This is a genomic window from Agrococcus sp. DT81.2, from assembly GCF_049844935.1.
In the GTDB taxonomy this organism is placed as follows: Bacteria; Actinomycetota; Actinomycetes; order Actinomycetales; family Microbacteriaceae; genus Agrococcus.
In genome coordinates, this window is sequence record NZ_JBNCLZ010000003.1 from 182695 (window position 1) to 204823 (window position 22129).

At 72.7% G+C, this 22129-nt stretch carries 19 protein-coding genes, 1 tRNA gene and 1 other RNA gene; 13 read left to right on the top strand and 8 right to left on the bottom strand.

Features of this window, described 5'->3' with window-relative positions; translation table 11 throughout:
- Positions 1-5: 5 nt before the first annotated feature.
- Entirely contained in the window at positions 6-797 is a 792-nt protein-coding gene (locus tag ACLQ21_RS07275) for a cytochrome b5-like heme/steroid binding domain-containing protein (protein ID WP_425662587.1), read from the bottom strand.
- A gap of 57 nt (positions 798-854) precedes the next feature.
- Between ACLQ21_RS07275 and ffs the strand changes: the two genes are divergently transcribed.
- From ffs to ACLQ21_RS07300, 5 genes are all read left to right on the top strand, one after another.
- Positions 855-951: signal recognition particle sRNA small type (gene ffs / locus ACLQ21_RS07280), an RNA gene on the top strand.
- A gap of 60 nt (positions 952-1011) precedes the next feature.
- The gene (locus tag ACLQ21_RS07285; RefSeq protein ID WP_425662588.1) at positions 1012-3303 is read left to right on the top strand and encodes a DNA polymerase III subunit gamma and tau; all 2292 of its coding nucleotides are present in this window, start codon (positions 1012-1014) and stop codon (positions 3301-3303) included.
- Between the two features lie 4 nt (positions 3304-3307).
- Positions 3308-3907: a recombination mediator RecR gene (gene recR / locus ACLQ21_RS07290; RefSeq protein WP_425662589.1), complete on the top strand. Its 600-nt coding sequence runs from the start codon at positions 3308-3310 to the stop codon at positions 3905-3907.
- Between the two features lie 62 nt (positions 3908-3969).
- A complete protein-coding gene (locus tag ACLQ21_RS07295) occupies positions 3970-5244 on the top strand; it encodes an aspartate kinase (RefSeq protein WP_425662590.1) in 1275 nt (424 codons plus the stop codon).
- Complete coding sequence (locus tag ACLQ21_RS07300) at positions 5241-6317, top strand: aspartate-semialdehyde dehydrogenase (RefSeq protein WP_425662591.1); 1077 nt, start codon at positions 5241-5243, stop codon at positions 6315-6317. The genes ACLQ21_RS07295 and ACLQ21_RS07300 overlap by 4 nt, the downstream gene beginning before the upstream one ends.
- 140 nt (positions 6318-6457) lie before the next feature.
- Here ACLQ21_RS07300 and ACLQ21_RS07305 read toward each other — a convergent pair whose 3' ends face one another.
- Positions 6458-6913: a hypothetical protein gene (locus ACLQ21_RS07305; RefSeq protein WP_425662592.1), complete on the bottom strand. Its 456-nt coding sequence runs from the start codon at positions 6911-6913 to the stop codon at positions 6458-6460.
- 102 nt (positions 6914-7015) lie between these two features.
- Here ACLQ21_RS07305 and ACLQ21_RS07310 point away from each other — a divergent pair, with 102 nt between their 5' ends.
- Genes ACLQ21_RS07310 through ACLQ21_RS07320 form a run of 3 tightly spaced genes read left to right on the top strand, consistent with a single transcriptional unit; the run spans position 7016 to position 9775 of the window.
- Complete coding sequence (locus ACLQ21_RS07310; protein WP_425662593.1) at positions 7016-8536, top strand: malate:quinone oxidoreductase; 1521 nt, start codon at positions 7016-7018, stop codon at positions 8534-8536.
- A gap of 13 nt (positions 8537-8549) precedes the next feature.
- On the top strand, positions 8550-9179 hold the full coding sequence (locus tag ACLQ21_RS07315) for a helix-turn-helix transcriptional regulator (protein WP_425662594.1): 630 nt from the start codon (positions 8550-8552) through the stop codon (positions 9177-9179).
- Between the two features lie 2 nt (positions 9180-9181).
- The gene (locus ACLQ21_RS07320; protein WP_425662595.1) at positions 9182-9775 is read left to right on the top strand and encodes a thymidine kinase; all 594 of its coding nucleotides are present in this window, start codon (positions 9182-9184) and stop codon (positions 9773-9775) included.
- A 117-nt stretch (positions 9776-9892) separates the two neighbouring features.
- Here the strand turns inward: ACLQ21_RS07320 and ACLQ21_RS07325 are convergent.
- The 3 genes from ACLQ21_RS07325 to ACLQ21_RS07335 form a co-directional block, all read right to left on the bottom strand.
- Positions 9893-9969 (bottom strand) — tRNA-Pro (locus ACLQ21_RS07325).
- Positions 9970-10014: 45 nt separating this feature from the next.
- Positions 10015-10926 carry a metallophosphoesterase gene (locus ACLQ21_RS07330; RefSeq protein ID WP_425662596.1) on the bottom strand — a complete coding sequence of 304 codons (912 nt, stop codon included), beginning with the start codon at positions 10924-10926 and terminating at the stop codon, positions 10015-10017.
- A 22-nt stretch (positions 10927-10948) separates the two neighbouring features.
- Entirely contained in the window at positions 10949-13513 is a 2565-nt protein-coding gene (locus ACLQ21_RS07335) for a transglycosylase domain-containing protein (protein WP_425662597.1), read from the bottom strand.
- A 50-nt stretch (positions 13514-13563) separates the two neighbouring features.
- On the opposite strand from ACLQ21_RS07335, the gene ACLQ21_RS07340 reads away from it, so the two are divergent.
- Positions 13564-13731, top strand: a complete 168-nt coding sequence (locus ACLQ21_RS07340) for a hypothetical protein (RefSeq protein WP_425662598.1) — start codon at positions 13564-13566, stop codon at positions 13729-13731.
- Positions 13728-14186, top strand: coding sequence for a RidA family protein (locus ACLQ21_RS07345; protein ID WP_425662599.1), 459 nt, complete (start codon positions 13728-13730; stop codon positions 14184-14186). The genes ACLQ21_RS07340 and ACLQ21_RS07345 overlap by 4 nt, the downstream gene beginning before the upstream one ends.
- Positions 14187-14350: 164 nt before the next feature.
- Here the strand turns inward: ACLQ21_RS07345 and ACLQ21_RS07350 are convergent, their stop codons facing one another.
- Positions 14351-15337, bottom strand: coding sequence for a hypothetical protein (locus ACLQ21_RS07350; protein WP_425662600.1), 987 nt, complete (start codon positions 15335-15337; stop codon positions 14351-14353).
- A gap of 249 nt (positions 15338-15586) precedes the next feature.
- Complete coding sequence (gene acs / locus ACLQ21_RS07355; protein WP_425662601.1) at positions 15587-17530, bottom strand: acetate--CoA ligase; 1944 nt, start codon at positions 17528-17530, stop codon at positions 15587-15589.
- A 311-nt stretch (positions 17531-17841) separates the two neighbouring features.
- On the opposite strand from acs, the gene ACLQ21_RS07360 reads away from it, so the two are divergent.
- The 3 genes from ACLQ21_RS07360 to ACLQ21_RS07370 all read left to right on the top strand — a co-directional run bounded on the left by ACLQ21_RS07360 (position 17842) and on the right by ACLQ21_RS07370 (position 19955).
- A complete protein-coding gene (locus ACLQ21_RS07360) occupies positions 17842-18849 on the top strand; it encodes a TadA family conjugal transfer-associated ATPase (RefSeq protein ID WP_425662602.1) in 1008 nt (335 codons plus the stop codon).
- Positions 18846-19718, top strand: coding sequence for a type II secretion system F family protein (locus ACLQ21_RS07365; protein ID WP_425662603.1), 873 nt, complete (start codon positions 18846-18848; stop codon positions 19716-19718). The genes ACLQ21_RS07360 and ACLQ21_RS07365 overlap by 4 nt, the downstream gene beginning before the upstream one ends.
- Positions 19719-19811: 93 nt before the next feature.
- Positions 19812-19955, top strand: coding sequence for a hypothetical protein (locus ACLQ21_RS07370; protein ID WP_425662604.1), 144 nt, complete (start codon positions 19812-19814; stop codon positions 19953-19955).
- Here the strand turns inward: ACLQ21_RS07370 and ACLQ21_RS07375 are convergent.
- Positions 19952-22054: a BTAD domain-containing putative transcriptional regulator gene (locus tag ACLQ21_RS07375; protein ID WP_425662605.1), complete on the bottom strand. Its 2103-nt coding sequence runs from the start codon at positions 22052-22054 to the stop codon at positions 19952-19954. The genes ACLQ21_RS07370 and ACLQ21_RS07375 overlap by 4 nt on opposite strands.
- Positions 22055-22129 lie beyond the last annotated feature (75 nt).

Sequence of the window (22129 nt, forward strand, 5' to 3'; positions counted from 1 at the left end):
CCGGGTCACTCGGCGAGCTCGCCGATCGCGAACTGGCTGAGCTGCTCCGCGGGGTCCGCCTGGCCGGTGTGCTGCGCGCCGAACTCGTCGGACGCATCCGTGCCGCAGATGCCGAGGATGCGATCGGGGCCGCCGGGGTGCTGCGCCACCCACGGGGTGAGGTCGTAGACCGTGCCCTCGATCGCCGCCCAGCAGGAGGCAGAGTCGTCGTGCTGTGCGACGTCGGCGATCGAGATGCCGGTGGCGCCGTCGGTGACCTCGGGCGCGGGCTCGGTGGCGGACGCCGACGACGACGCGCTCGGGGTGCCGCCGGCCTCCGGCACGAGTCCTCCCCACACCGAGGTCGCGCCGGTGTGGCCGGTGAGCACCGTGACGATCAGGGCCGCGGCCGCGACGGTCGCGAGCAGGATGCCGACCAGCAGCCCGACGACCCCCGTCGCGCGGCGCTGCCTCAACCGCTTCCGCTGCCACAGCCACCAGGCGAGCGTCGCGGCGAACAGGATCCACGCCATCGCCACGAGCCAGTTGCCGAGCTCCTGGTGCTGACCGGGATCCCCCACGCGCTGCGCGAGCGCCTCGCCCGACAGCTTCGCGACGAGCGAGCCCACTGCCGCGATGCCGAGCACGGCGACGACGGGCCACGCGAGCGGGGCGCGCCAGCGCGGCACGACCAGCAGGAGCAGCACCGCGAGCGCCCCGAGCGGCAGCAGCACGACCGGCACGTGCACCGCGAGCGGGTGCAGGGGCAGGCCGAACTGCGCGTCGAACGGGTTGCCGGAGGCGGCCAGCGGAAGCATGCGCCAACGCTACTGGGCGTCGGCTTCGCGACACCGCCGCGCGTTCGGTACGATGTGTGCGGCTCCCCGCGTGGCGCCATCCAGGCCAAATCCCCCAGGTCGGAGACGAAGCAAGGGCAACCGGGCTCTGGCGGGTGCGCGGGGAGTCCTTCATGTCCACGGTCGGTGTGCGGATGCGTCGGCGTGCGTCACCGGCGGGAAGTAGCCTGGGCGCATGGTCGCAGCCCTCTACCGTCGCTATCGGCCGGAGTCGTTCACCGAGCTCATCGGGCAGGCCCACGTCACCGATCCGCTCCGCACCGCCCTGCGCGCTGATCGCGTCAACCACGCCTACCTGTTCTCCGGCCCGCGCGGTTGCGGCAAGACGACGAGCGCTCGCATCCTCGCCCGCTGCCTCAACTGCGCCGAGGGCCCGACGCCCGACCCGTGCGGCGTGTGCGACTCGTGCGTCGAGCTCGGCCGCGACGGCGGCGGCTCCCTCGACGTCGTCGAGATCGACGCGGCGAGCCACGGCGGCGTCGACGACGCGCGCGACCTGCGCGAGCGAGCGACCTTCGCGCCCAGTCGCGACCGCTACAAGGTCTTCATCATCGACGAGGCGCACATGGTGACCTCTGGCGGCTTCAACGCGCTGCTGAAGATCGTCGAGGAGCCGCCGGAGCACATCAAGTTCATCTTCGCGACGACCGAGCCCGAGAAGGTCATCGGCACGATCCGCTCGCGCACGCACCACTACCCGTTCCGCCTCATCGCGCCGGCGCCGATGCTCGAGTACGTGCAGCAGCTGTGCGCGCAGGAGGGCGTCGAGGTCGAGCCGGGCGTGCTGCCGCTCGTCGTCCGCGCCGGCGGCGGCTCCGCTCGAGACACGCTCAGCCTGCTCGACCAGCTCATCGCGGGGTCCGAGGCGCAGGTCAGCTACGGCCACGCGGTCGCGCTGCTCGGCTTCACGCACGGCGAGCTGCTCGACGAGATCATCGAGGCGCTATCGGCAGCGGATGCGCCTCGGCTGTTCTCGTCGATCGATCGCGTCGTGCAGTCGGGGCAGGACCCTCGCCGCTTCGTCGAGGACCTGCTCGAGCGGCTGCGCGACCTCATCGTCGCGCACGCCGCGAGCGACCCCGCGGCGATCCTGCACGGCGTGCCCGCCGACGAGCTCGCAACGCTCGTCGAGCAGGCGGCCGGCTTCGGCAGCGCCGAGCTCTCCCGCGCCGCCGACATCGTGGCGAAGGCGCTCACCGACATGGCGGGCGCCACGAGCCCCCGACTGCACCTCGAGCTGATGGCCGCGCGACTGCTGGTCCCCGAGTCGGGCGATCCCGAGGTCGGCACGCTCGCGCGCGTCGAGCGGCTCGAGCAGCGCCTCGACGGCGCGCCTGCAGCGGCGGCCGCGCCGGCTGCCACCGCGCCCGCCCCGGCCCCATCGCCCGCTCCGGCGCCGGCTCCCGCGGCGCCCGCCCCGGAGCAGGGCCCCGTCCACCGAGAGGGACCCGGTGCACCGGGTCCCGTTCGGCAGAGCGGGTCCCCGGAGCCGCAGCCGACGGCCGCCGCGCCGACCGTCGTGCCCGCGGCAGCGCAGGCCGCGCCGGCCGAGCCCGTCGCGTTCGCGCAGCTGCGCGACGCGTGGGACGAGGTGCTGCAGCAGCTCGCCGAGCAGCACCGCTCCGCGTGGATGGTCGCGGCCACCATCACGCCGAAGGAGCTGCGTCCGGGCGACGTGCTCGTGCTCAGCTTCCAGTCCGACGCCGACGTGCAGCGCTTCCGCGAGTCGCAGGCCGGCAAGCCGAGCATCGCCGACCTGCTGCGCACCGCGATCAGGTCGCTCCTCGGCATCGAGGTGAAGTACATCGCTCGCGCCGAGCCGTCGGCGCGAGGCTCCCGCACGCAGGCGGCGGCCGCCGACGAGTCTCGCCCGGCGCCGTCAGGCTCCGCGTCGGCTCCGGCACTCGCGCAGCGCCCGTCGGCCGCGCCGGCGACCGCACCCGCGACGCAGCCGGCCGCGCCGGCGACCGCACCCGCGGCGGAGCCGGCCGCATCCGCCCAGCCGGCCGCATCCGCCCAGCCGGCCGCATCCGCCCGGCCCACCGCAACCGCGCCGCAGCCCGCCGCGCGCCCGCCGGCCGCGGCGCCTTCCCGAGCGCCCATGACCGCTGCGACGGCGCCCGTCGCGACGGCACCCGTCACGGGGTGGGCGGTCGCCGCCATCCCGACCGACGACGAGGCGCCGCCGGAGGACCTGCCTGAGCAGCCGCTGCCGGCCCAGCCGGAGCCGGACCCGTTCTCGTTCGTGTCCGCGCCGGATGCGCCGGAGGGCGTGCCGCTCGCGCCGCACGTCGAGGAGGCGCCGGCCGCGCCCTCGCCCATCCGCTCGGCGCTCGCGAGCGAGCCGGTCGCGCCCGAGCCGCGGCTGTCGGCATCGCAAGCGGCCCGCTACGGCGAGGCCGTCGTGCGGGAGGAGCTCGGAGCCGAGCTGATCGAGGAGCGCCCCCGGGTGCGAGGGGAGCGCTGAGCGCGTGTACGACGGCATCGTCCAGGACCTGATCGACGAGCTGGGCAGGCTGCCCGGCGTCGGTCCGAAGTCGGCGCAGCGCATCGCCTTCCACATCATCCAGACCGAGTCGTTCGACGTCGACCGGCTCGCCACCATCCTGCAGACCGTGCGGGAGCGGGTGCGCTTCTGCGTCATCTGCGGCAACATCGGCGAGCAGGAGCGCTGCGCCATCTGCCGCGATCCGCGTCGCGTGCCGACAGCCATCTGCGTCGTGGAGGAGGCGAAGGACGTCGTCGCCATCGAGCGCACCCGCGAGTACCGAGGGCTGTACCACGTGCTCGGCGGCGCGCTCAACCCGATGCAGGGCGTCGGCCCGGACCAGCTGCGCGTCGCGCAGCTCATGACGCGGCTGCAGGACCCCACCGTCGAGGAGGTCATCATCGCCACCGACCCCAACGTCGAGGGCGAGGCGACCGCCACCTACCTCATCCGCTCGCTCCTGCCGCTGGGTGTGCGCGTCTCCAGGCTCGCGAGCGGGCTGCCCGTGGGCGGCGACCTCGAGTTCGCCGACGAGATGACGCTCGGCCGGGCGTTCGAGGGACGCCGCACCGTCGACCGCTAGGAGGGCGGGGGTGGCACGCGCCGAGCCGTAGACTTGGCCAGTCCAGGACTCCAAGGAGCGGTGTGAGCATCATCGTGCAGAAGTTCGGCGGGTCCAGCGTGGCCGACGCCGAGAGCATCAAGCGCGTCGCGAAGCGCATCGTCGAGACGCGCAAGCGCGGCGACGACGTCGTGGTGGTGGTCTCAGCGATGGGCGACACGACCGACGAGCTGCTCGACCTCGCCCACGCCGTCGTGCCCGCGCTGCCCGCGGAGGGCCGTGAGCTCGACATGCTGCTGACCGCGGGGGAGCGCATCTCGATGGCGCTGCTCGCGATGGCCATCAAGTCGCAGGGCGCCGACGCCGTCTCGTTCACCGGCAGCCAGGCCGGCATGCTCACCGACGACAAGCACGGTGCGGCCCGCATCGTCTCGGTCACGCCGGGGCGCGTGCGCCAGGCGCTCGACCAGGGCCAGATCGCGATCGTCCAGGGCTTCGCGGGCTTCAACAAGGTGACCGGCGACATCACGACCCTCGGTCGAGGCGGCTCCGACACATCCGCTGTCGCGCTCGCCGCGGCGCTCGACGCCGACGTGTGCGAGATCTACACCGACGTCGACGGCGTCTTCACCGCCGACCCGCGCGTCGTGCCGAAGGCGCGCAAGATCGGCCGCATCACGAGCGAGGAGATGCTCGAGCTCGCCGCCGGCGGCGCCAAGGTGCTCCACAACCGCAGCGTCGAGTACGCGCGCCGGCACGGCGTCACACTCCACGTCCGCTCGTCGTTCACCAGCGACGACGGCACCATCGTCTACGACCCAGAGAGAGCAGGCTCCACCATGGAAGAGCCGATGATCGTCGGCGTCGCGCACGACCTGTCGGAGGCCAAGGTCACCGTCGTCGGCGTCCCCGACGTGCCGGGCACCGCGGCGCGCATCTTCACCATCGTCGCCGAGGCCGGCGCGAACGTCGACATGATCGTGCAGAACGTGTCGGAGGCCGCCACCGGGCGCACCGACATCTCCTTCACGCTGCCGAAGCAGGAGGCCGGCAGCGTGCTGCAGGCGCTCGACTCGCACAAGGCCGACGTCGGGTTCGCCTCGCTCCAGCACGACGACCAGATCGGCAAGCTCGCGCTGGTCGGGGCCGGCATGCGCACCAACGCCGGCGTCTCCGCGCGGCTGTTCAAGGCGCTGGCGGATGCGGGCATCAACATCGAGATGATCTCGACCTCCGAGATCCGCATCTCGGTCGTCACGCGGGCCGACCAGCTGGTGGACGCCGTGCGCGTCGTGCACTCGGCCTTCGAGCTCGACGGCGACCAGGACGCTGTCGTGCACGGCGGGACCGGCCGATGATCCGCCGGCTCTCCGAGGAGGCGGGCGAGGCTCGGCCCCTGCGCCTCGGGGTCGTCGGCGCGACCGGCCAGGTGGGCGGCGTCGTGCTGCGGCTGCTGGCCGACCGGGGCCTGCCGATCGAGGAGCTGCGGCTGTTCGCGTCGTCGCGCTCCGCCGGCTCGACCATCCAGTTCCAGGGCCGCGAAATCGTGGTCGAGGACGCGGATGCCGCCGACCCGACCGGGCTGGACGTCGCGATCTTCTCGGCCGGCGGGGCGACCTCGAAGCGGCTCGCGCCCGGGTTCGCCGAGGCGGGCGTCATCGTCATCGACAACTCCTCCGCCTGGCGGATGGACCCGGATGTGCCGCTCGTCGTCTCAGAGGTCAACCCGCACGCGATCGCAAGCGCCGTCAAGGGCATCATCGCGAATCCCAACTGCACGACCATGGCAGCGATGCCGGTGCTGAAGCCGCTCGACCTGGAGGCCGGCCTCGAGCGACTCGTGGTCGCGACGTACCAGGCCGTCTCGGGCTCCGGGGTCGCCGGCGTCGAGGAGCTGCGCGGGCAGCTCGCGGCCGCCGCCGACCAGGGCCCCGAGCGCCTCGCGCTCGACGGCTCCGCCGTCGACCTCGGCGAGCCCGGCGTCTACACCGCGCCCATCGCCCACAACGTGCTGCCGCTCGCCGGCTCGCTCGTCGACGACGGCTCGGACGAGACCGACGAGGAGCAGAAGCTGCGCAACGAATCGCGCAAGATCCTCGAGCGCCCGGAGCTGCGGGTCGCGGGCACCTGCGTGCGCGTCCCCGTCTTCACGGGCCACTCGCTCGCGATCCACGCGGAGTTCGAGCGGGACCTCTCGCCGGAGCAGGCGCGCGCGCTGCTCGAGCAGGCGCCCGGCGTCGAGCTCGTCGACGTGCCCACGCCGCTGCAAGCCGCCGGCGCCGACGCATCCCTCGTCGGACGCATCCGCGCCGACCAGTCGGCCGAGCCGGGCCGGGGCCTCGTGCTGTTCGTCTCGAACGACAACCTGCGCAAGGGTGCCGCCCTCAACGCGGTGCAGCTCGCGGAGCTCGTCGCGCAGCGCCTGGGTTGACCGACTCGGGCTGACCGACTCGGGCTGACAGGCCTAGGCTGACGCAGCCCGCGCCGACGAGCAAGGGGGCGGGACCGATCGGTCCCGCCCCCTCCGTCGTCTCGGCGCAGCGCTCGTGCGGGCGCAGGGCTCGCCGCGGTTCAGAGCTGCGGGTCGCGCGGCGGCTCGTCCTCGGCGAACGGCTCGTCGATCGACGGACCGGCCGCGGCGAAGGGCTCGTCGACGATCGGGCCGCCCGCGGCGTAGGGCTCGTCGGCATCCGGCTGCTCCGATGCTGCGGCCCCCGGTGCGTCGGCGGTGCTGCCGTCGCTCGTGACCTCGACCCACTCGGTCGCGGGGGAGCCGCCGAACGTGCCGCCGCCGCCGACGTGGCCGGCGATGCCGGCGCCGTCGCCGCTCTCCGTCTCGCTCTCCGGCTCGCCCTCCGGCTCGGCCTCCCCGCCGACCCGCGAGCCCACCCAGTGCCGGGCGTCCGCTGCCTTCTCGCCGAGCGCCTGGCCGGCGCCCGCCGCCTGCTCGCCGAGGTGCTCGGCCTTGTCCTTGACCCACTCCGCGGCGTCGCCGAGCTTGTCCTTCGCGTCGTCCAGGATTCCCATGACTGGCTCCTCTCGTCGGGTGTCGACGGCTCATGCTAGGCCGCGCCGCTCCGAGTCGGATGCGGGGGATCGGGGTACGCGTGGAAGTCGTAGACTCGGGGCGTGACGAGAACCATCGACGTGGCCCTGATCGGCGGCGGGATCATGAGCGCGACGCTCGGCGCGCTCATGCACCGCCTCGAGCCCTCGTGGACCATCGAGGTCTTCGAACGGCTCCCGCGCCTCGGCGAGGAGTCCTCGAACCCGTGGAACAACGCGGGCACCGGTCACGCCGCCCTGTGCGAGCTCAACTACACGCCCGAGGCTCCGGACGGCTCGATGACGAGCGCGAAGGCCATCGACATCAACGAGCAGTTCCAGCTCTCCCGGCAGCTGTGGGCGTCGTTCGTCGAGGACGGCACGCTGCCCGACCCCCGCGGCTTCATCTCGCCGACGCCGCACATGACGTTCGTGTGGGGCGAGCAGAACGTCGACTACCTGCGCCGCCGCTGGGAGCTGCTCAAGGACGAGCCGCTCTTCGCCGGCCTCGAGTACACCGAGGACGCCGAGGTCATCCGCGCCTGGGCGCCCACGCTCATCCCCGGCCGGAAGAAGTCGCAGCCGATCGCGGCGACCCGATCGACCGACGGCACCGACGTCGACTTCGGGGCCCTGACGCGGATGCTGTTCGCGCGCCTGCAGGACGACGGCGCGCGGGTGCACACCGACACCACCGTGACCGGCCTCAAGCGGCAGGACGACGGCACCTGGCGCCTCAAGGTGCGCCGAGAGGTCGGCAGGAACCCCGCCGAGGTGCACGCGCGCTTCGTGTTCGTCGGAGCGGGCGGCGGCGCGCTCAAGCTGCTGCAGCAGTCCCGCATCCCCGAGGCCAAGGGCTTCGCCGGGTTCCCGATCACCGGCGCCTTCCTCCGCACCGACAACCCGGAGGTCGTCGCGCGGCACGACGCGAAGGTGTACGGCAAGGCGAGCGTCGGCGCGCCCCCGATGTCGGTGCCGCACCTCGACACGCGCGTCGTCGACGGCGAGGCGAGCCTGCTGTTCGGCCCGTACGCCGGGTTCAGCCCGAAGTACCTCAAGACCGGCTCGTACACCGACATGTTCGAGACCATCAAGGGTCACAACCTGTGGCCCATGGTGCGCGCCGGGCTCGCCAACCTCGACCTCGTCGGCTACCTGGCCGGCCAGGTCTTCGCCTCGCGCGCGCAGCGCCTCGACGCCCTGCGCGAGTTCATGCCCGAGGCTCGCGACGAGGACTGGCGCCTCATCACCGCAGGGCAGCGCGTGCAGGTCATGAAGAAGGACCCCGAGAAGGGCGGCGTGCTGCAGTTCGGCACCGAGGTCGTCACGGGCGCCGACGGCACCATCGCCGGCCTGCTCGGCGCATCGCCGGGCGCGTCCACCGCCGTCCACATCATGCTCACCATCTTCGAGCGGTGCTTCCCCGAGCACATGCCGAAGTGGGGCAATACCATCCGGGAGCTGATCCCCAGCTACGGCACCAAGCTCAACGCCGATCCGGATGCCGCGCGAGAGACCCTCTCGCGCACCGCGCGCGTGCTGCGGCTGGTCGAGGAGCCCGAGCGCGAGCTCGAGGCTGCCGGCTCGTCCGCCGCAACCGCCTGATCCAGGAAAGACCATGCAAACCCAACCCGCACCCGTCGAGGGTGCACCCCGCAGCGTGAGCGTCCTGGCCGACGCTGCTCGCAGCGGCGAGCTGCGCGACGCGATCGCCGCAGACCCGTCGCTGCACCTCGCCGCAGTCGAGCAGCGCTTCGCCGCACTCGTCGTCGCGGTCGGCTTCCCGGGGGACGTGGTGGTGCTCGCCGAGGAGCCCGGCCGTCCCATGCTGGCCCATGCTCGCACCGCAGTGGCGGCGGGAGCGGCCGTCGTCGTCCACGCCGACGCCGAGGCGGAGCTGCTCGACGCGCTCGAGGCGCTCGGCGCCATCGTGCTGTCGCGCGCCGAGCCTCCATCGGTCGTGGCATCGCATGTCGCCACAGCTCGTCGGGCTCGTCGCCGCCGCGCCGCGCACCTCCAGCTCGACCCGGTCGACCGCCGCCCCAGGCTCTCGTCCGGTGAGCGTCGCGCGCTCGCCCACTACGTGCAGGGCCTCACGACCGTGCAGGTGGCGTCCGAGATGGGCGTCGGCTACGAGACGGCGAAGACGTTCCTGCGCCGAGTCCGCGCCAAATACGCAGCGGTCGAGCGGCCCGCCGGCAAGCGCGCGGAGCTCATCGTCCGGGCAGAAGAAGACGGCATCCTGTAGGGGTGGCGAAGCTCTACTTCCGCTTCGGAGCGATGAACTCCGGCAAGTCCACCGGGCTCCTGCAGGCCGCGTTCAACTACGAGGAGCGCGGCCAGCGGGTGCTGCTCGGCAAGCCCGCGACCGACACGAAAGGCGAGCGAGACGTCGTGTCCCGGCTCGGCATGACCCGCCGGGTCGACTTCGTGGTCGGCCACGACGAGTCGGTGCTCGACGCCTTCGAGGAGGCCGCGGCGCGGGACGACGAGCCGGTCGCGTGCCTGCTCATCGACGAGGCGCAGTTCCTGCAGCCGTTCCAGGTCGACGAGCTGCTGCGCATCGCGGTCGAGCGCGGCGTGCCCGTGCTGGCCTACGGCATCCGCACCGACTTCAGAACCCGCGCGTTCCCGGGGTCCGCGCGGCTGCTCGAGCTCGCGCACTCGCTCGAGGAGCTGAAGACGATCTGCCGCTGCGGGCGGAAGGCGCTGTTCAACGGTCGCAAGGTGGGGGAGCGGTTCGTGTTCGACGGCGACCAGGTCGCGATCGACGGGGAGGCCGTCACCTACGAGTCGCTGTGCGCCTCGTGCTACCTGGAGGAGTCGCACGGCCGCCTCGGCTGACGCGACCCGCCCCCTTGGTCGAGCAGCTGCCGGGCGAAGCCCGGCCGCGTATCTAAGACCGAGAGATCCGCACCGACGACGAAGGGCCCCCGCCTGCGGCGGAGGCCCTTCGTCAGATGGTCGGGGTGACAGGATTTGAACCTGCGACCTCGTCGTCCCGAACGACGCGCGCTACCAAGCTGCGCCACACCCCGATGTCGCCTTCCGGAGCCTGAGCCCCGGTGTGCAACCGGACCAGTCTACCCGATGTCGCGCGGCAGGAGCGACACGACGACCGCTTCCGGCGGCGTGCCCAACCGGAACGGCGCGAAGATCGACGAGCCGATGCCCTGCGACACGTTGAGCGGCACGGCGCGGCCTTCATGCGACCACTCGCTCAGGCCCGACGCCTGGTCGCGCGGGATGTCGCAGTTGGTGACGAGCGCGTGGCCGCCGGGCACGCGCACCTGTCCGCCGTGCGTGTGGCCCGCCAGGATCGCATCCGCCCCGAGGTCGACGAACGCGTCGAGGATCCGCCGGTAGGGCGCGTGCGTGACGCCGAGTGTCACCCGGGGCGCCTCGCCGATCGCCTTGCGCATGCGTGAGATCGCCGCCTCGGTCTCGTCGAGCCGGTCCCAGTGGCGGTGGGCGTCGGCGACGCCGAAGGCGGCGATCGTCGTGCCGCGCACCTCGATCGCGCGCGCGGTGTTGTTGAGGTCGAGCCAGCCGAGGTCCTCGAAGGCGCGCTCGAGACCCTCGGTGTCGAGCCGCTCCGCGTCGCCCGCCGCTGCGAGCCTCGAAGGGCCGCCGAAGTAGCCGAGCGGATTCTTCAGCACCGGCCCGTACACGTCGTTCGAGCCGTGCACGAAGAACCCGGGCACGCCCCGGAACCCGCGCAGCGCATCCGTCAGCGCCGGCAGCGCGGCGCGGTGGCCGAGGCTGTCCCCGGTGTTGACGATCAGGTCGGGCTCGACCGCGACGAGATCCTCGAGCCAGTCGAGCTTGGACCGCTGCCAGGGGGCGAGGTGGATGTCGGCGAGGTGCAGCACCGTGATGGGCCGGGCGCCCGCGGGCAGCAGCCGCAGCTCCTCGGTGCGGATGCGGAACGCGCGAGGCTCGACGGCGGTCGCGTAGGCGGCGACCGCCGCGCCGGCGGCGAGCACGCCGCCCACGAGCCCGCCGATGGCCCTCGTGCTAGCAGCCAGGATCGCCTCCGGCGGCGTTCGTGCCGACGACGAGCGAGATCGGGTCGCCCGGCTGGCCGGCGGTGTCGGGCAGCGGGTTCTGCGCCAGCACCCGGCAGACGTTCGCCTCGCCGTGATCCTGCCACGTGACCTGGATCCCGGCCGGGTCGAAGCCGGCCGCGCTCAGCGCCGCACCGGCGTCGGCGAGCGGCTGCGCGACGACGTTCGGCCAGGTCTGAGCCGCGGGGTCCGCGGGTGCCTGCGTCTGCTCGGGCTCCGCTCCGGCCGCGAGCGCGCCGTTCGACGGATAGATGATGATCGGCGTCGTGGTCGTCACGAGCGAGCCGGCGCCAGGCGCCGTGTACTCGACGAGGCCCTCGGCCTGCAGCCCGTCGATCGGGTTCGAGACCTGCACGGTGAAGCCGAGCTGCTCGAGGGCCGCCTTCGCGGCGTCGACCGGCTGACCGGCCACGTTCGGCAGCTCGCTCGAGTTGCCCCGCACCGTCTCCGCATCGGGCGTCAGGAAGTCGCCGCCCGGATACCGTGCGATCGCCTCCTCCATCGCACCCTTGAAGATCGTGGAGCGCACGTTCCAGCGCGACTGGAGCGAGTAGTTGCCGACGATGTTGCCGACCCACACCGACGTCGCGACGGTCGGGCTGGCGCCGTTGACCCAGGTCTGGACGACGCCGTTCGTCGTGCCGGTCTTCGAGATCACGGGCGTGGAGCCGGCCGGGTTGTTGAGCGGGTTGCGCTCGGTGACCGTCTCGAGCACGAGCTGCATCACCGACGCCACCTCGGGCGTGATCGCCTGCTGGCACTGCTGCGAGGGCGGCTGCACCTCGGTGCCGTCGCGCGCGACGATGCGGTCGATGGCCAGCGGCTCGCAGTGGATGCCGCCGTTCGCGATCGTCGCGAAGGCCTCCGCCATCCCCATGGGGCTGACGTTGGAGCCCGAGCCGATCACCGAGGGCGCGAAGATCTGCCAGTCGCCGCCGTCGGCGGGCGTCGTGCCCATCCGCTCCGCCGTGTCGTGGATGTCGCAGAGGTCCATCTCGCTCGCCATCCGCACGATGCCGGTGTTCACCGAGTTCACCATGATCTCGGTCGGCGTCATGCGGGCGTACTCGTTGCCCTCGTTGTTCTGCGGGTCCCACGCCTCGGAGATCAGGCCCGTGCACTCCGCCTTGAAGGTGCCGCGCGGCCATTCCTCGCGCGTCGCGTCGAGCTGCTCGTTCACCGAGTGGCCGTCGATGATCCACTGCGCGAGCGTGAAGATCTTGAACCCCGAGCCGGGCTGGAAGCCGCCGGACCTGCCGTGCGAGTAGTCGGCGTTGAAGTTGACGCTCGTCGCGGTCGGCGGCGCCGTCTCGGTCGGGGAGTAGTCCTTGTTCTGCACCATGGAGAGGATGCGGCCGGTGCCGACCTCGAGCTGCGTCACCGCGGCGCCCGACTGCCAGCGTGTCTCGTCGTTCGGCACGAGCTCGTCGACCGACGCCTGGACTGCGTCGTTGAGGTTCACGTCGAGCGACGTGTAGATCTGGTAACCGCCCTGGTAGAGCGCGGCCGAGTTGTCCTCGGCGGTCGCGCCCAGGATGTGGTGGCCGTCGACCTTGTCCTGCCTGAGCACGCGCTGCACGTAGTCGCAGAAGAACCGCGCGGAGTCGTAGCCGACGATGCAGCCGTTGTTCGACGGCTGGAGGTTGACGAAGTTCTCGTCCACCGGGATGGCCAGGGCCTCGTCGCGCTGCTCGCCGGTGATGTAGCCCTCGGCGGCCATCTGGTTGATGATGAAGTCGCGTCGCTCCTGGTTGCGCGGCCAGTTCTCAGCCGTGAACAGGTTGCGGGTCGAGGGGTTCTGCACCGTCGCGATGAGGGCGGCCGACTCCGCGATTGAGAGCTCCGCGGCCGGCTTGCCGAAGATGCGCTGCGCACCGGACTGGATGCCGTAGACGTTGCCGCCGAAGTTCGCGATGTTGAGGTAGGCGAGCAGGATCTCGTTCTTCGTGTAGCGCTGCTCGAGCCCGATCGCGAGCCGCATCTCCGAGAGCTTGCGCTGGTAGCTCTCGGTGTACTGCGCGGCCTGCAGCTCCGTGTCGCCGCGGATGAACGCATCCATCGCGATCTGCTGCCGCACGAGCTGCATCGTGAGCGTGGACGCGCCCGACTCCGAACCGACGCCGAGCTGCGAGAGACCGGCGCGGACGACCGACGGGGCGTCGACGCCGCCGTGCGTGTAGAAGCGGCGGTCCTCACCGGCGATGAGCGCCTCGACCGCCGTGCGGGGCACCTGCTGCCACTGCAGCACCTGTCGGTCCTGCTCGTAGAACGACGCGATCTCGACCGGCTGGCCGTCCTTCACGCCGTAGATGCGGTTGCGCTCCGCCTGCTGGGTGATCTGCGCGTACGACGGCAGGCTCTCGAACACGTCCAGGCCGCTGTTCGCCGTCGTGGATGCGACGGCGAGGGCAGGCGTCAGCGTCGCCGAAACGAGGATCCCGGCGATCGCGCTGAAACCGATGAGCCCGAGGAGGGAGCCAAGCAGGCTTCCTGGCTTGTGTCTAGTGGCGGCCATAGCATACGAGGGTACGGCACCCACCTATGAGCACAGAGGACAGCACACCGATGGCGAAGACGACCTGGGAGTACGCGACCACGCCACTCCTCATCCACCGCGAGACGGCCATCCTCAACACCTGGGGATCCGACGGCTGGGAGCTGGTGCACGTCGCCAACGGCCCCGAGGGCGGGCTCGTCGCCTTCCTGAAGCGCCCGGTCGAGGCGGCCGCGTGAGCATCGCCCAGCGCATCCGCGACCTCGGCTTCGAGCTGCCGGCGGTCGTGCCCCCGGTCGCGTCCTACGTGCCGGCCGTCGCGAGCGGTCGGCTCGTGTTCACGTCGGGCCAGCTGCCGATGGTCGACGGGGCGCTGCCGCGCACGGGCAAGGTCGGCGGCGAGGTGTCCGCCGATGAGGCCACGGCCGATGCGCGCCAGTGTGCGCTCAACGCCCTCGCGGCGATCGACGCCGAGATCGGCTCCCTCGACCGCATCACCCGCATCGTCAAGGTCGTCGGCTTCGTCGCCTCCGCGGAGGGCTTCCACGGCCAGCCGGGCGTGATCAACGGGGCGAGCAACCTGCTCGGCGAGATCTTCGGCGACGCGGGCCGCCACGCCCGCAGCGCCGTCGGGGTCGCGGAGCTGCCGCTCGGCGCCCCCGTCGAGGTCGAGGTCATCGCCGAGTTCGCCTAGCGCTCCGCCCTTCGCCCTTCGCCCCTTCGAGCTCGAACTTCCCTTGATCGCACGTTTCCGTCCGGAACTGAGCGTTTCGGGGAAGTTCGCGAAGCCGGGCTTCAACGAACTTCCCGAAGTTGCGCGGATCGCTGCCAAACGGCGCGATTTCGGGAGGTTCGGGCTCAAGCGCTGAAGAGCCAAGGCTCGCTGCCGAAGATGGCGGGGCCCTGGAAGAACGGCGCGATCGGCGGCGGCTTGCGTGAGGCATCCCAACGGCTCCGGAGCCGGTCGACGATCGGCACGAGCTGACGTCGCGTCTCTGCGGGCGTTGTCACGACCACGCGGTGCACCTCGATGTCGCTCCGCTGCGCCCGGTTGTATCTCGCGAGGTCGGTCAGCCACTGCTTGCGGTCGACGCGATGCTGATCGCCCTCGACCTCGATGATGAGGCTCGCCTGCCAGAACGCGACGTCTGGAGCGATCGGCTCCTCCTCGTCGAGGACGACGGGCACGTTGCACCATGGCTCCGGCACGCCCAGTGCCTCGAGTTGCAGCCGCGTGATCGTCTCCGGTCGCGACCCGGAGCGCGGACGCACCGAGGATGCGGCGGCGACCAAGCGGCGGTGCGCCCGACGGCCGCGATGCGCCTCGATCGCGTCGCCGAGTGCGGCGCGGGTTGCCCGCGGAGCGCGCTCCCATGCGACCGAGTCGCCCAGCGCGACGAGGTCCTCGAACGCCAGGTAATCGCATCCGTCCACGAATGCCTGCGCAGGGGACGCGACGCGGAGGCCGTCGAGCAGGTCGATCGCGGTCAGTTCGAGCGTGCGCTGCCGGCCGCGGATGCCGCTGCCGCGTGGTGCGTGCATCGGCGACGGCACCGTCACGTCAATGCGGTCGAGCTTGCGCAACCTGGGCGGGAGGGCGAGCTCGTGAAGCGTTGCGGCAGTGGCGTGGCCGATCCAGGCGAGCTCGTCGGCCGTGCCGAGAGCGGCACGGGCGCGGTCCGGCAGCGACAGTTCGGCTGCTGCGTCGGCCCAGACGCCGTGGTGCAGCTGCTGCGCTCGGTCGCCACGGAGTCGGCGCGGCCCGACGCCGAGCGCCGCTGCCTCCCGACTCGTGAAGGCTCTTCCGCGGAGCGACTCGGGCAGGGCCCATCCGTCATCGGTCATCCAGGGAGCATGGGGCACCCGTCCGGTAGTCGTCGGCGGGCGAGCCTGCCTTGTGGAGAGCGGCACCGCGGCGACCTTCCCGAACCCGCGCGGATCTCGCTCGAACCGCCCGTTTCAGGGAAGTTCGGGCAGGCGCCGTCTCGCGAGCTTCCCGAAGTTGCGCGGATCGGGGCGGAATCGCGCGATCTCGGGAAGTTCGACGGATGAGGCGGGGAGGGGGCGGGCGGGAGGGGAGCGGGAGGCGGAGCGCTAGCGCAGCTGCGACTGGATGGCGTCGACCACCGACTGGTCGGCGAGCGTCGTCGTGTCGCCGAGGTCGCGGCGCTCCGCGAGGTCGCGCAGCAGACGGCGCATGATCTTCCCCGACCGCGTCTTCGGCAGGTCGGGCACGATGAACACCTGCCGCGGACGGGCGATCGCGCCGATGTCCTTCGCGACGTGCTGGCGCAGCTCCTGCTCCGCCTCCTCGACCGTCGAGTCGCGGGAGGCCGACTGCTTCAGGATCACGAAGGCGACGACCGCCTGGCCCGTGGTCGCATCCGCCGCGCCCACGACCGCGGCCTCGGCGACGCCGTCGTGCGCGACGAGCGACGACTCGATCTCCGCGGTCGACAGCCGGTGGCCCGAGACGTTCATGACGTCGTCGACGCGGCCCAGCAACCAGATCTCGCCGTCCTCGTCCTTCCGAGCGCCGTCGCCGGCGAAGTAGCGGTCGCCGAACTTCTCCCAGTACGTCTCGCGGTAGCGCTCGTCGTCGCCCCAAATCGTCCGCAGCATCGCCGGCCACGGGCTCGTGACCACCAGCAGGCCGCCGTCGCCGTCGCCGACCGGCCGGCCCTGCTCGTCGACGACGTCGATCTCGATGCCGGGGATCGGCACCTGCGCGCTCCCCGGCTTGAGGGTCGTCACCGAGGCGAGGCCTGAGATCATGATCGCGCCCGTCTCGGTCTGCCACCACGTGTCCATGACGGGGGTCGAGCCGCCGCCGATCACGTCGCGATACCAGATCCACGCCTCCGGGTTGATGGGCTCGCCCACCGTGCCGAGCACCCGCAGGCTCGACAGGTCGCTCGACTGCGTGTGCTGGCGGCCGAGCTTCATGAAGGTGCGGATGGCCGTGGGCGCCGTGTAGAAGACCGTCACGCCGTAGCGCTCGATGATCTGCCACGGCCGCTCGGGCGTCGGGGTGTCGAACGTGCCCTCGTGCATGACCTGCGTCGTGCCGTTCGCCATCGGCCCGTAGACGATGTAGCTGTGCCCGGTGACCCAGCCGATGTCGGCCGTGCACCAGTAGACGTCGCGCTCGGGCTTGAGGTCGAAGACGTGCCGGTGCGTGAACGACGTCTGCGTCAGGTAGCCGGCGCTCGTGTGCAGGATGCCCTTCGGCCGCCCGGTCGTGCCCGACGTGTAGAGGATGAAGAGCGGGTGCTCGGCGGGGAACGCCTTGGCGACGTGCTCCGGATCCGCGTCCGCCATCGCCTCGTGGTACCAGACGTCGCGGCCCGGGGTCCAGTCGATCTCGTTCTCGCCGCGCTTGACGACGAGCACGTTCGTGACGCCGTGGCCGGGCTCGCGCAGTGCCTCGTCGACGGTCGGCTTGAGCGCGAACACCTTGCCCTTGCGGTGCGCGCCGTCGGTCGTGATCACGAGCGTCGCGCCGGCGTCGTCGATGCGGCCGCGGAGGTTGGAGGGGGAGAAGCCGCCGAACACGGCAGTGTGCACGGCGCCGATGCGGGCGCACGCCAGCATCGCCGCGACGGCCTCCGGCAGCATCGGCAGGTAGATGGCGACGCGGTCGCCGGCCTTGACGCCGAGCGACGTGAGCACGTTCGCGAGCCGCTTCACCTCGGCGGTCATGTCCGCGTAGGTGAGCGTGCGCCGATCGCCGGGCTCGCCCTCCCAGTAGAACGCGACGCGGTCGCCGTTGCCGGCGTCGACGTGCCGGTCGAGGCAGTTGACCGCGACGTTGAGCGTGCCGTCGTGGAACCACTTCGCGTGCGGCGGCTGCCAGTCGAGCACCTCGGTGAACGGCGTCTCCCACTGCAGCTCGCGCGCCTGCTCGGCCCAGAAGCCCAGCCGGTCCTCCCGTGCCCGCTCGTAGAGCGCGGCAGAGGTCGCCGAGTCGCTCGCGAGCGCCTCGGGGGGCGCAAAGCGGCGGTGCTCGCTGAGCAGGTGATCGATGCGGTCAGACACGGGCTCTCCTCCAGACGTCGTCGTCGCGTCGAGCCTAGCCACGCGCAGTCGTCGCGAGCGGCCCGGCCGAGGTTCGTGCGCCCGGATGTTGCGTCGTGTTGCACCAGGGGCACGCGCGTGCCGCGCCTTAGCATGGGCCTCGTCGGCCTGGCCGACCAGGACAGGTGACCGGCGGATCCCCCCATCCGCCTCCCTGTGGCGGCGCCCCCTCCCCCCAGGTGGGCGCCGCCTTCCTCGTCGGGCGCCCGGTCATCCACAGGCGGATGCGCGCTCCCCGCGCTCGCCATCCGTGTCGGCATACCGTTCGGGCCATGCAGCGGTCGAGCCTTCCGGGCTCCGGCATCCCGTTCGTGGCCGGCGCGGCGCGCTCGCCCACGGGGCGGACGCGCACGGCGGCCGACGGCGGGGCGCTGCGCGAGTTCGCGGAGCTGGCGCCGCTCGTGGCGGAGGCGGCGGTGACGGATGTGTTCGTCACCGGCGGCGAGGTCTGGGTCGATCGCGGCGGCGGCGCCGAGCGAGCGGGACTGCGGCTCGACGCCGATCGGGCGCGCGCGCTCGCGGTCGCCCTCGTCGCGGCCGGCGGTCGGCACGTCGACGAGGCGACGCCGTGCGTCGACGTGCGGCTGCACGACGGCATCCGGGTGCACGCCGTGCTGCCGCCGATCGCGGTCGCGGGCACGCAGCTGTCGATCCGGCTGCCGCGGGTGCGTGCGCTCTCGCTCGGCGAGCTGGAGGCGGGAGGGGCGTTCGCCGTCGTGCCGGCCGCGCTCGTGCGTGGCCTCGTCGCTCGCCGCGCGAACGTGCTCGTGACGGGCGCGGGTGGCTCGGGCAAGACGACGCTGCTCGGCGCGATGCTCTCGGCGGCTGCCCGCACGGAGCGGATCGTGACGATCGAGGACGTGGCCGAGCTGCGCATCCGTCACCCGCATGTCGTCGCGCTCGAGGCTCGTCAGGCGAATGCCGAGGGCGCGGGCGCCGTCGGGCTCGCGCAGCTCGTGCGGGAGGCGCTGCGCATGCGGCCCGACCGGCTGGTGCTGGGGGAGTGCCGCGGCGCCGAGGTGCGCGAGCTGCTCGCGGCGCTCAACACCGGCCACGACGGGGGAGCCGGCACGCTGCACGCGAACTCGCTCGACGACGTGCCGGCCAGGCTCGAGGCGCTCGGGGCGCTGGCGGGCCTCGCGCCGCCCGCGCTCGCGCGGCAGGCGGTGAGCGGGATCGACGCGGTGCTGCACGTGGAGCGCGACGCCGACGGGAGGCGCGTCGCGGCGATCGGCGAGCTCGAGCTCGACGGCGACCGGCTGGCGGTGCGGCAGCGATGACCGCGATCACCGACGACGCTGCTGCGGCGACCGTGCACCGGCTCGCAGCGCTGGTCGCAGGCGGCCTCCCGCTCGATCGGGCGTGGGCGGTGCTCGGGACGGATGCGGAGGCGCTCCGTGTGCAGACGGGTGACGGCCGTGCGGGCGGCGGCCCGGGTGGCGGCACCGGTGGCGGCGGCATCGTCGCCGCGGTGCTCGCCGTCGCCCGGCAGGCGGGGGCACCGATGGCGCCGACCCTCGAGCGGCTCGCGCGGCTGCTGCGCGAGCAGGCGGCGCAACGCCGCGCGCTGGAAGCGGCGCTCGCGGGGCCCCGCGCGACGGCGCGGCTCGTGATGGTCCTGCCGGTCGTGGGCCTCGGGTTCGGCGCGGCGCTCGGGCTCGACGTCGTGGGCGCGGCGACCGGCGGCGGGCTCGGCAGCTGGTCGGTGCTCGCGGGCGCGGCGCTCCTGGTCGCGGCCTGGGCCTGGTCGAGGGCGATCGTGCGCCGCGCCGCCCGGGGCGAGGAGGCGCCGGGGCTCGCGCTCGAGCTCGTGGCGGTGGCGCTCGCCGGCGGTGGCCCGGTCGACCGGGCGCGCACCGCGGCGGCCGGCGCCCTCATCGACGCGGGCGTGGCCGCGAGCGGCTGGGACGACGTCGACGCCGCGCTCGAGCTCGCGCGGCGGGCGGGCGTGCCGGTGCGTGGGCTGCTGCTGGCCGAGGCCGCGGCGGCGCGCACCCGAGCGCGCCTGGATGCCGAGGCCCACGCCGAGCGGGCGGCCGTGCAGCTGGCGCTGCCGCTCGGTGCGTGCGTGCTGCCGGCGTTCTCGCTGCTGGTGATCGTGCCGCTCGTGCTCTCGATGCTCTCCGGCGCGCTCGAGCCGCTCGCGTAGCGCCCGCTCCAGCCCGGCGCGTGAGCGTCGAGCGGGGACCCGACGCCGTCCCGGACCGGGAGATGCCCAGGCGGCGGCCATAGCGTGGCACGCATGCGAAACCTCTTCAGCGGCGTCGTCAACTGGATCGCCGCGCTCTTCGCCGTGAACGGCGGCGCCCCGCATCCGATCGTCTCCACCGACCTGCCCACATCGGACGGCGAGCATCCAGCCGCCGGCTCGGACCGACCCGCCTAGACCAGCTTCGCGCCGATCACCGGGTGGCTCGTCTTCGCGACAGGGTGCAGGACGACGGTCTGGAATCCCGCGAAGAGGCTCGCGCTGACCGCGAGGATCGCGAGCGAGGCGGCGGCGGCGGACATCCACGACAGTCGGCGCACCATGCGGCGCTCCTGCAGCTGCATGTGCGCGGCCGCGAGCCCTGCGGTCCTGTGCGCTGCCGAGGCGTCGAGGAAGGCTCGCTCGACCGCCGTGAGCGCGGGGCCCGCTGCATCCCGCCACTGCTGGGCCGTGGCGAGTCGGCTGCCGCGGTACAGCTCGCTGTCGGGCCGTCCCATCGCATCCCACGCGGCGGCCGTGGAGCTCAGGTGTCGCATGATCCGCTGCCCGTCGGCATCGTCGGCGAGCCACTCCCTGAGCCGTGGCCACTCCAGCGCGAGCGCTTCGTGAGACACCTGCACCGACTCCTCATCCGTCGTCAGCAAGCGGGCATCCACCAGCCGATCGACGATCCCCGCATGGGCGGCATCGATCGCGATCCGTCTGCGCTCGACCCGACGCGATGTCACAGCGCCGTCCGCCGAGGCGTCCACCAGGCGGAGCAGGATGTCGCGCAGCAGCCGCTCGCCGTCCGGCGAGAGCGCGCGGAACACCTCTTCCGCGGTCTTCGCGACGGCACCGTCGATCTCGCCGGAGGCCCGGTACCCGTCGACGGTCAGGACGCGCCCTTCGCGTCGTGACCACACCTGACGCAGGGCATGCGAGAGCAGGGGCAGGGCGCGCCCACTCGCGTCGCGGACGAGGATCTCGACGAGGCCAGGCTCGAGGATGAGACCGGCCTGCTCGGCGGGCTTCTCGATCACCGTTCTGAGCCCATCGGGGCTGAGCGCGGTGAGCATCAGCATGCGGGACTGGATGAGCTGCGCGAACGCTCCATGATCGGCGAGGTCCCCGAGACGGTCGGCGCGGATGGCGACGACGAGCGCCCCGCAGAGCGCGCTGCGCGACAGGAGGTCGAAGAACTCCTCCGTCTCGGCGGGGTCGTCTGCCGCGAACGCCCGCTCGCACTGATCCACGATGAGCAACGACTCTCCGGCCGGGAGGCCGACATCGCGAAGCGCGTCGGCGGGATGCTCGCCGGGGGTCACGATGGTGACCTCGACGCCGCGGGCGAGGAACTGCTCGCCGATCCCGGCCCTGACGAACGAGGACTTGCCGACGCCGGAGGAGCCCGCGACCAGCAGCACGCCGTGCGCGTCGAGCGCCCGCAGTGCGCTGGCCAGCTCCTGGTCGCGACCGAAGTACCGTTCCGCGTCGCCGGTCTCTGCAGGCGGCAGGCCGAAGTACGGGCACTCGGGGCTGGCGACTCGGAACACCTGATGGTCGGAGAGGAGGCGGGGATCCTGTCGGAGGATCGCCCGCTCCAGCTCCGCGAGCTCGGTGCACGGGTCCAGTCCGAGCTCCGCGGCGAGCAGCCCCCGGGCGCTGCGCACGGTGGCCAGCGCATCGGCTTGGCGACCCTGGCGATACTGCGCCACGCCGAGCGCCACCCAGCGGCGCTCGCGCAACGGCGCCTCGGCGACGCGGACGCGCGCCGACGCGGCGACCTCCTGGACCTCTCCGGCCTGCAGCCGAGCGTCGAGCAGCAGCTCCTCGACCCCGAGGCGCACCTCCTCCAGACGGCCGGACGCGATCTGCGCAGGCTCCCAGTCGAGGAGCTCGGTGAACGGTTCGCCCTGCCATAGTGCGAGCGCCTCCGCGAACGTGTGCGCCGCCCGTTCCGGCTCACCGAGCTCCAGCTGCTCGGCGCCCCGGGTCGCGAGCAGCTCGAAGCGCGCTGCGTCGACCTCGATGTGCTCGGGGAGCAGCCGATACCCCCGCAGGGTGGTCTCGATCCGCGCCGGTGCGATGAGCCGCCGCAACCGCATGATGCACCCGGGGATCACCTGCGCCCACGAGGCCGGCCGGTGCTCGCCCCAGAGCGCCGACGCGAGCGAATCGACCGACAGGGATGCGCCCAGCCTCACCGTGAGCGCACCCATCACCGTGCGATCCCGCCCAGCCAACGGAATGCGGCCGCCGTCGAGAGCCAGCGCTCCCAGAACGCGCACCTCCATGACGCCACTGTGATCCGGGCACCAACGTCCGTCAAGACACCGGATGCGGCGCGGACGAGCGCTTGCGGGGCACCG

Coding starts and splice junctions, on each gene's coding strand:
- ACLQ21_RS07350 (WP_425662600.1), bottom strand. CDS start 15,337: ATGACCGATGACGGATGGGCCCTGCCCGAGTCGCTCCGCGGAAGAGCC.
- ACLQ21_RS07335 (WP_425662597.1), bottom strand. CDS start 13,513: ATGGCCGCCACTAGACACAAGCCAGGAAGCCTGCTTGGCTCCCTCCTC.
- ACLQ21_RS07285 (WP_425662588.1), top strand. CDS start 1,012: ATGGTCGCAGCCCTCTACCGTCGCTATCGGCCGGAGTCGTTCACCGAG.
- ACLQ21_RS07340 (WP_425662598.1), top strand. CDS start 13,564: ATGGCGAAGACGACCTGGGAGTACGCGACCACGCCACTCCTCATCCAC.
- ACLQ21_RS07315 (WP_425662594.1), top strand. CDS start 8,550: ATGCAAACCCAACCCGCACCCGTCGAGGGTGCACCCCGCAGCGTGAGC.
- ACLQ21_RS07370 (WP_425662604.1), top strand. CDS start 19,812: ATGCGAAACCTCTTCAGCGGCGTCGTCAACTGGATCGCCGCGCTCTTC.
- ACLQ21_RS07275 (WP_425662587.1), bottom strand. CDS start 797: ATGCTTCCGCTGGCCGCCTCCGGCAACCCGTTCGACGCGCAGTTCGGC.
- ACLQ21_RS07375 (WP_425662605.1), bottom strand. CDS start 22,054: ATGGAGGTGCGCGTTCTGGGAGCGCTGGCTCTCGACGGCGGCCGCATT.
- ACLQ21_RS07365 (WP_425662603.1), top strand. CDS start 18,846: ATGACCGCGATCACCGACGACGCTGCTGCGGCGACCGTGCACCGGCTC.
- ACLQ21_RS07360 (WP_425662602.1), top strand. CDS start 17,842: ATGCAGCGGTCGAGCCTTCCGGGCTCCGGCATCCCGTTCGTGGCCGGC.
- ACLQ21_RS07305 (WP_425662592.1), bottom strand. CDS start 6,913: ATGGGAATCCTGGACGACGCGAAGGACAAGCTCGGCGACGCCGCGGAG.
- ACLQ21_RS07300 (WP_425662591.1), top strand. CDS start 5,241: ATGATCCGCCGGCTCTCCGAGGAGGCGGGCGAGGCTCGGCCCCTGCGC.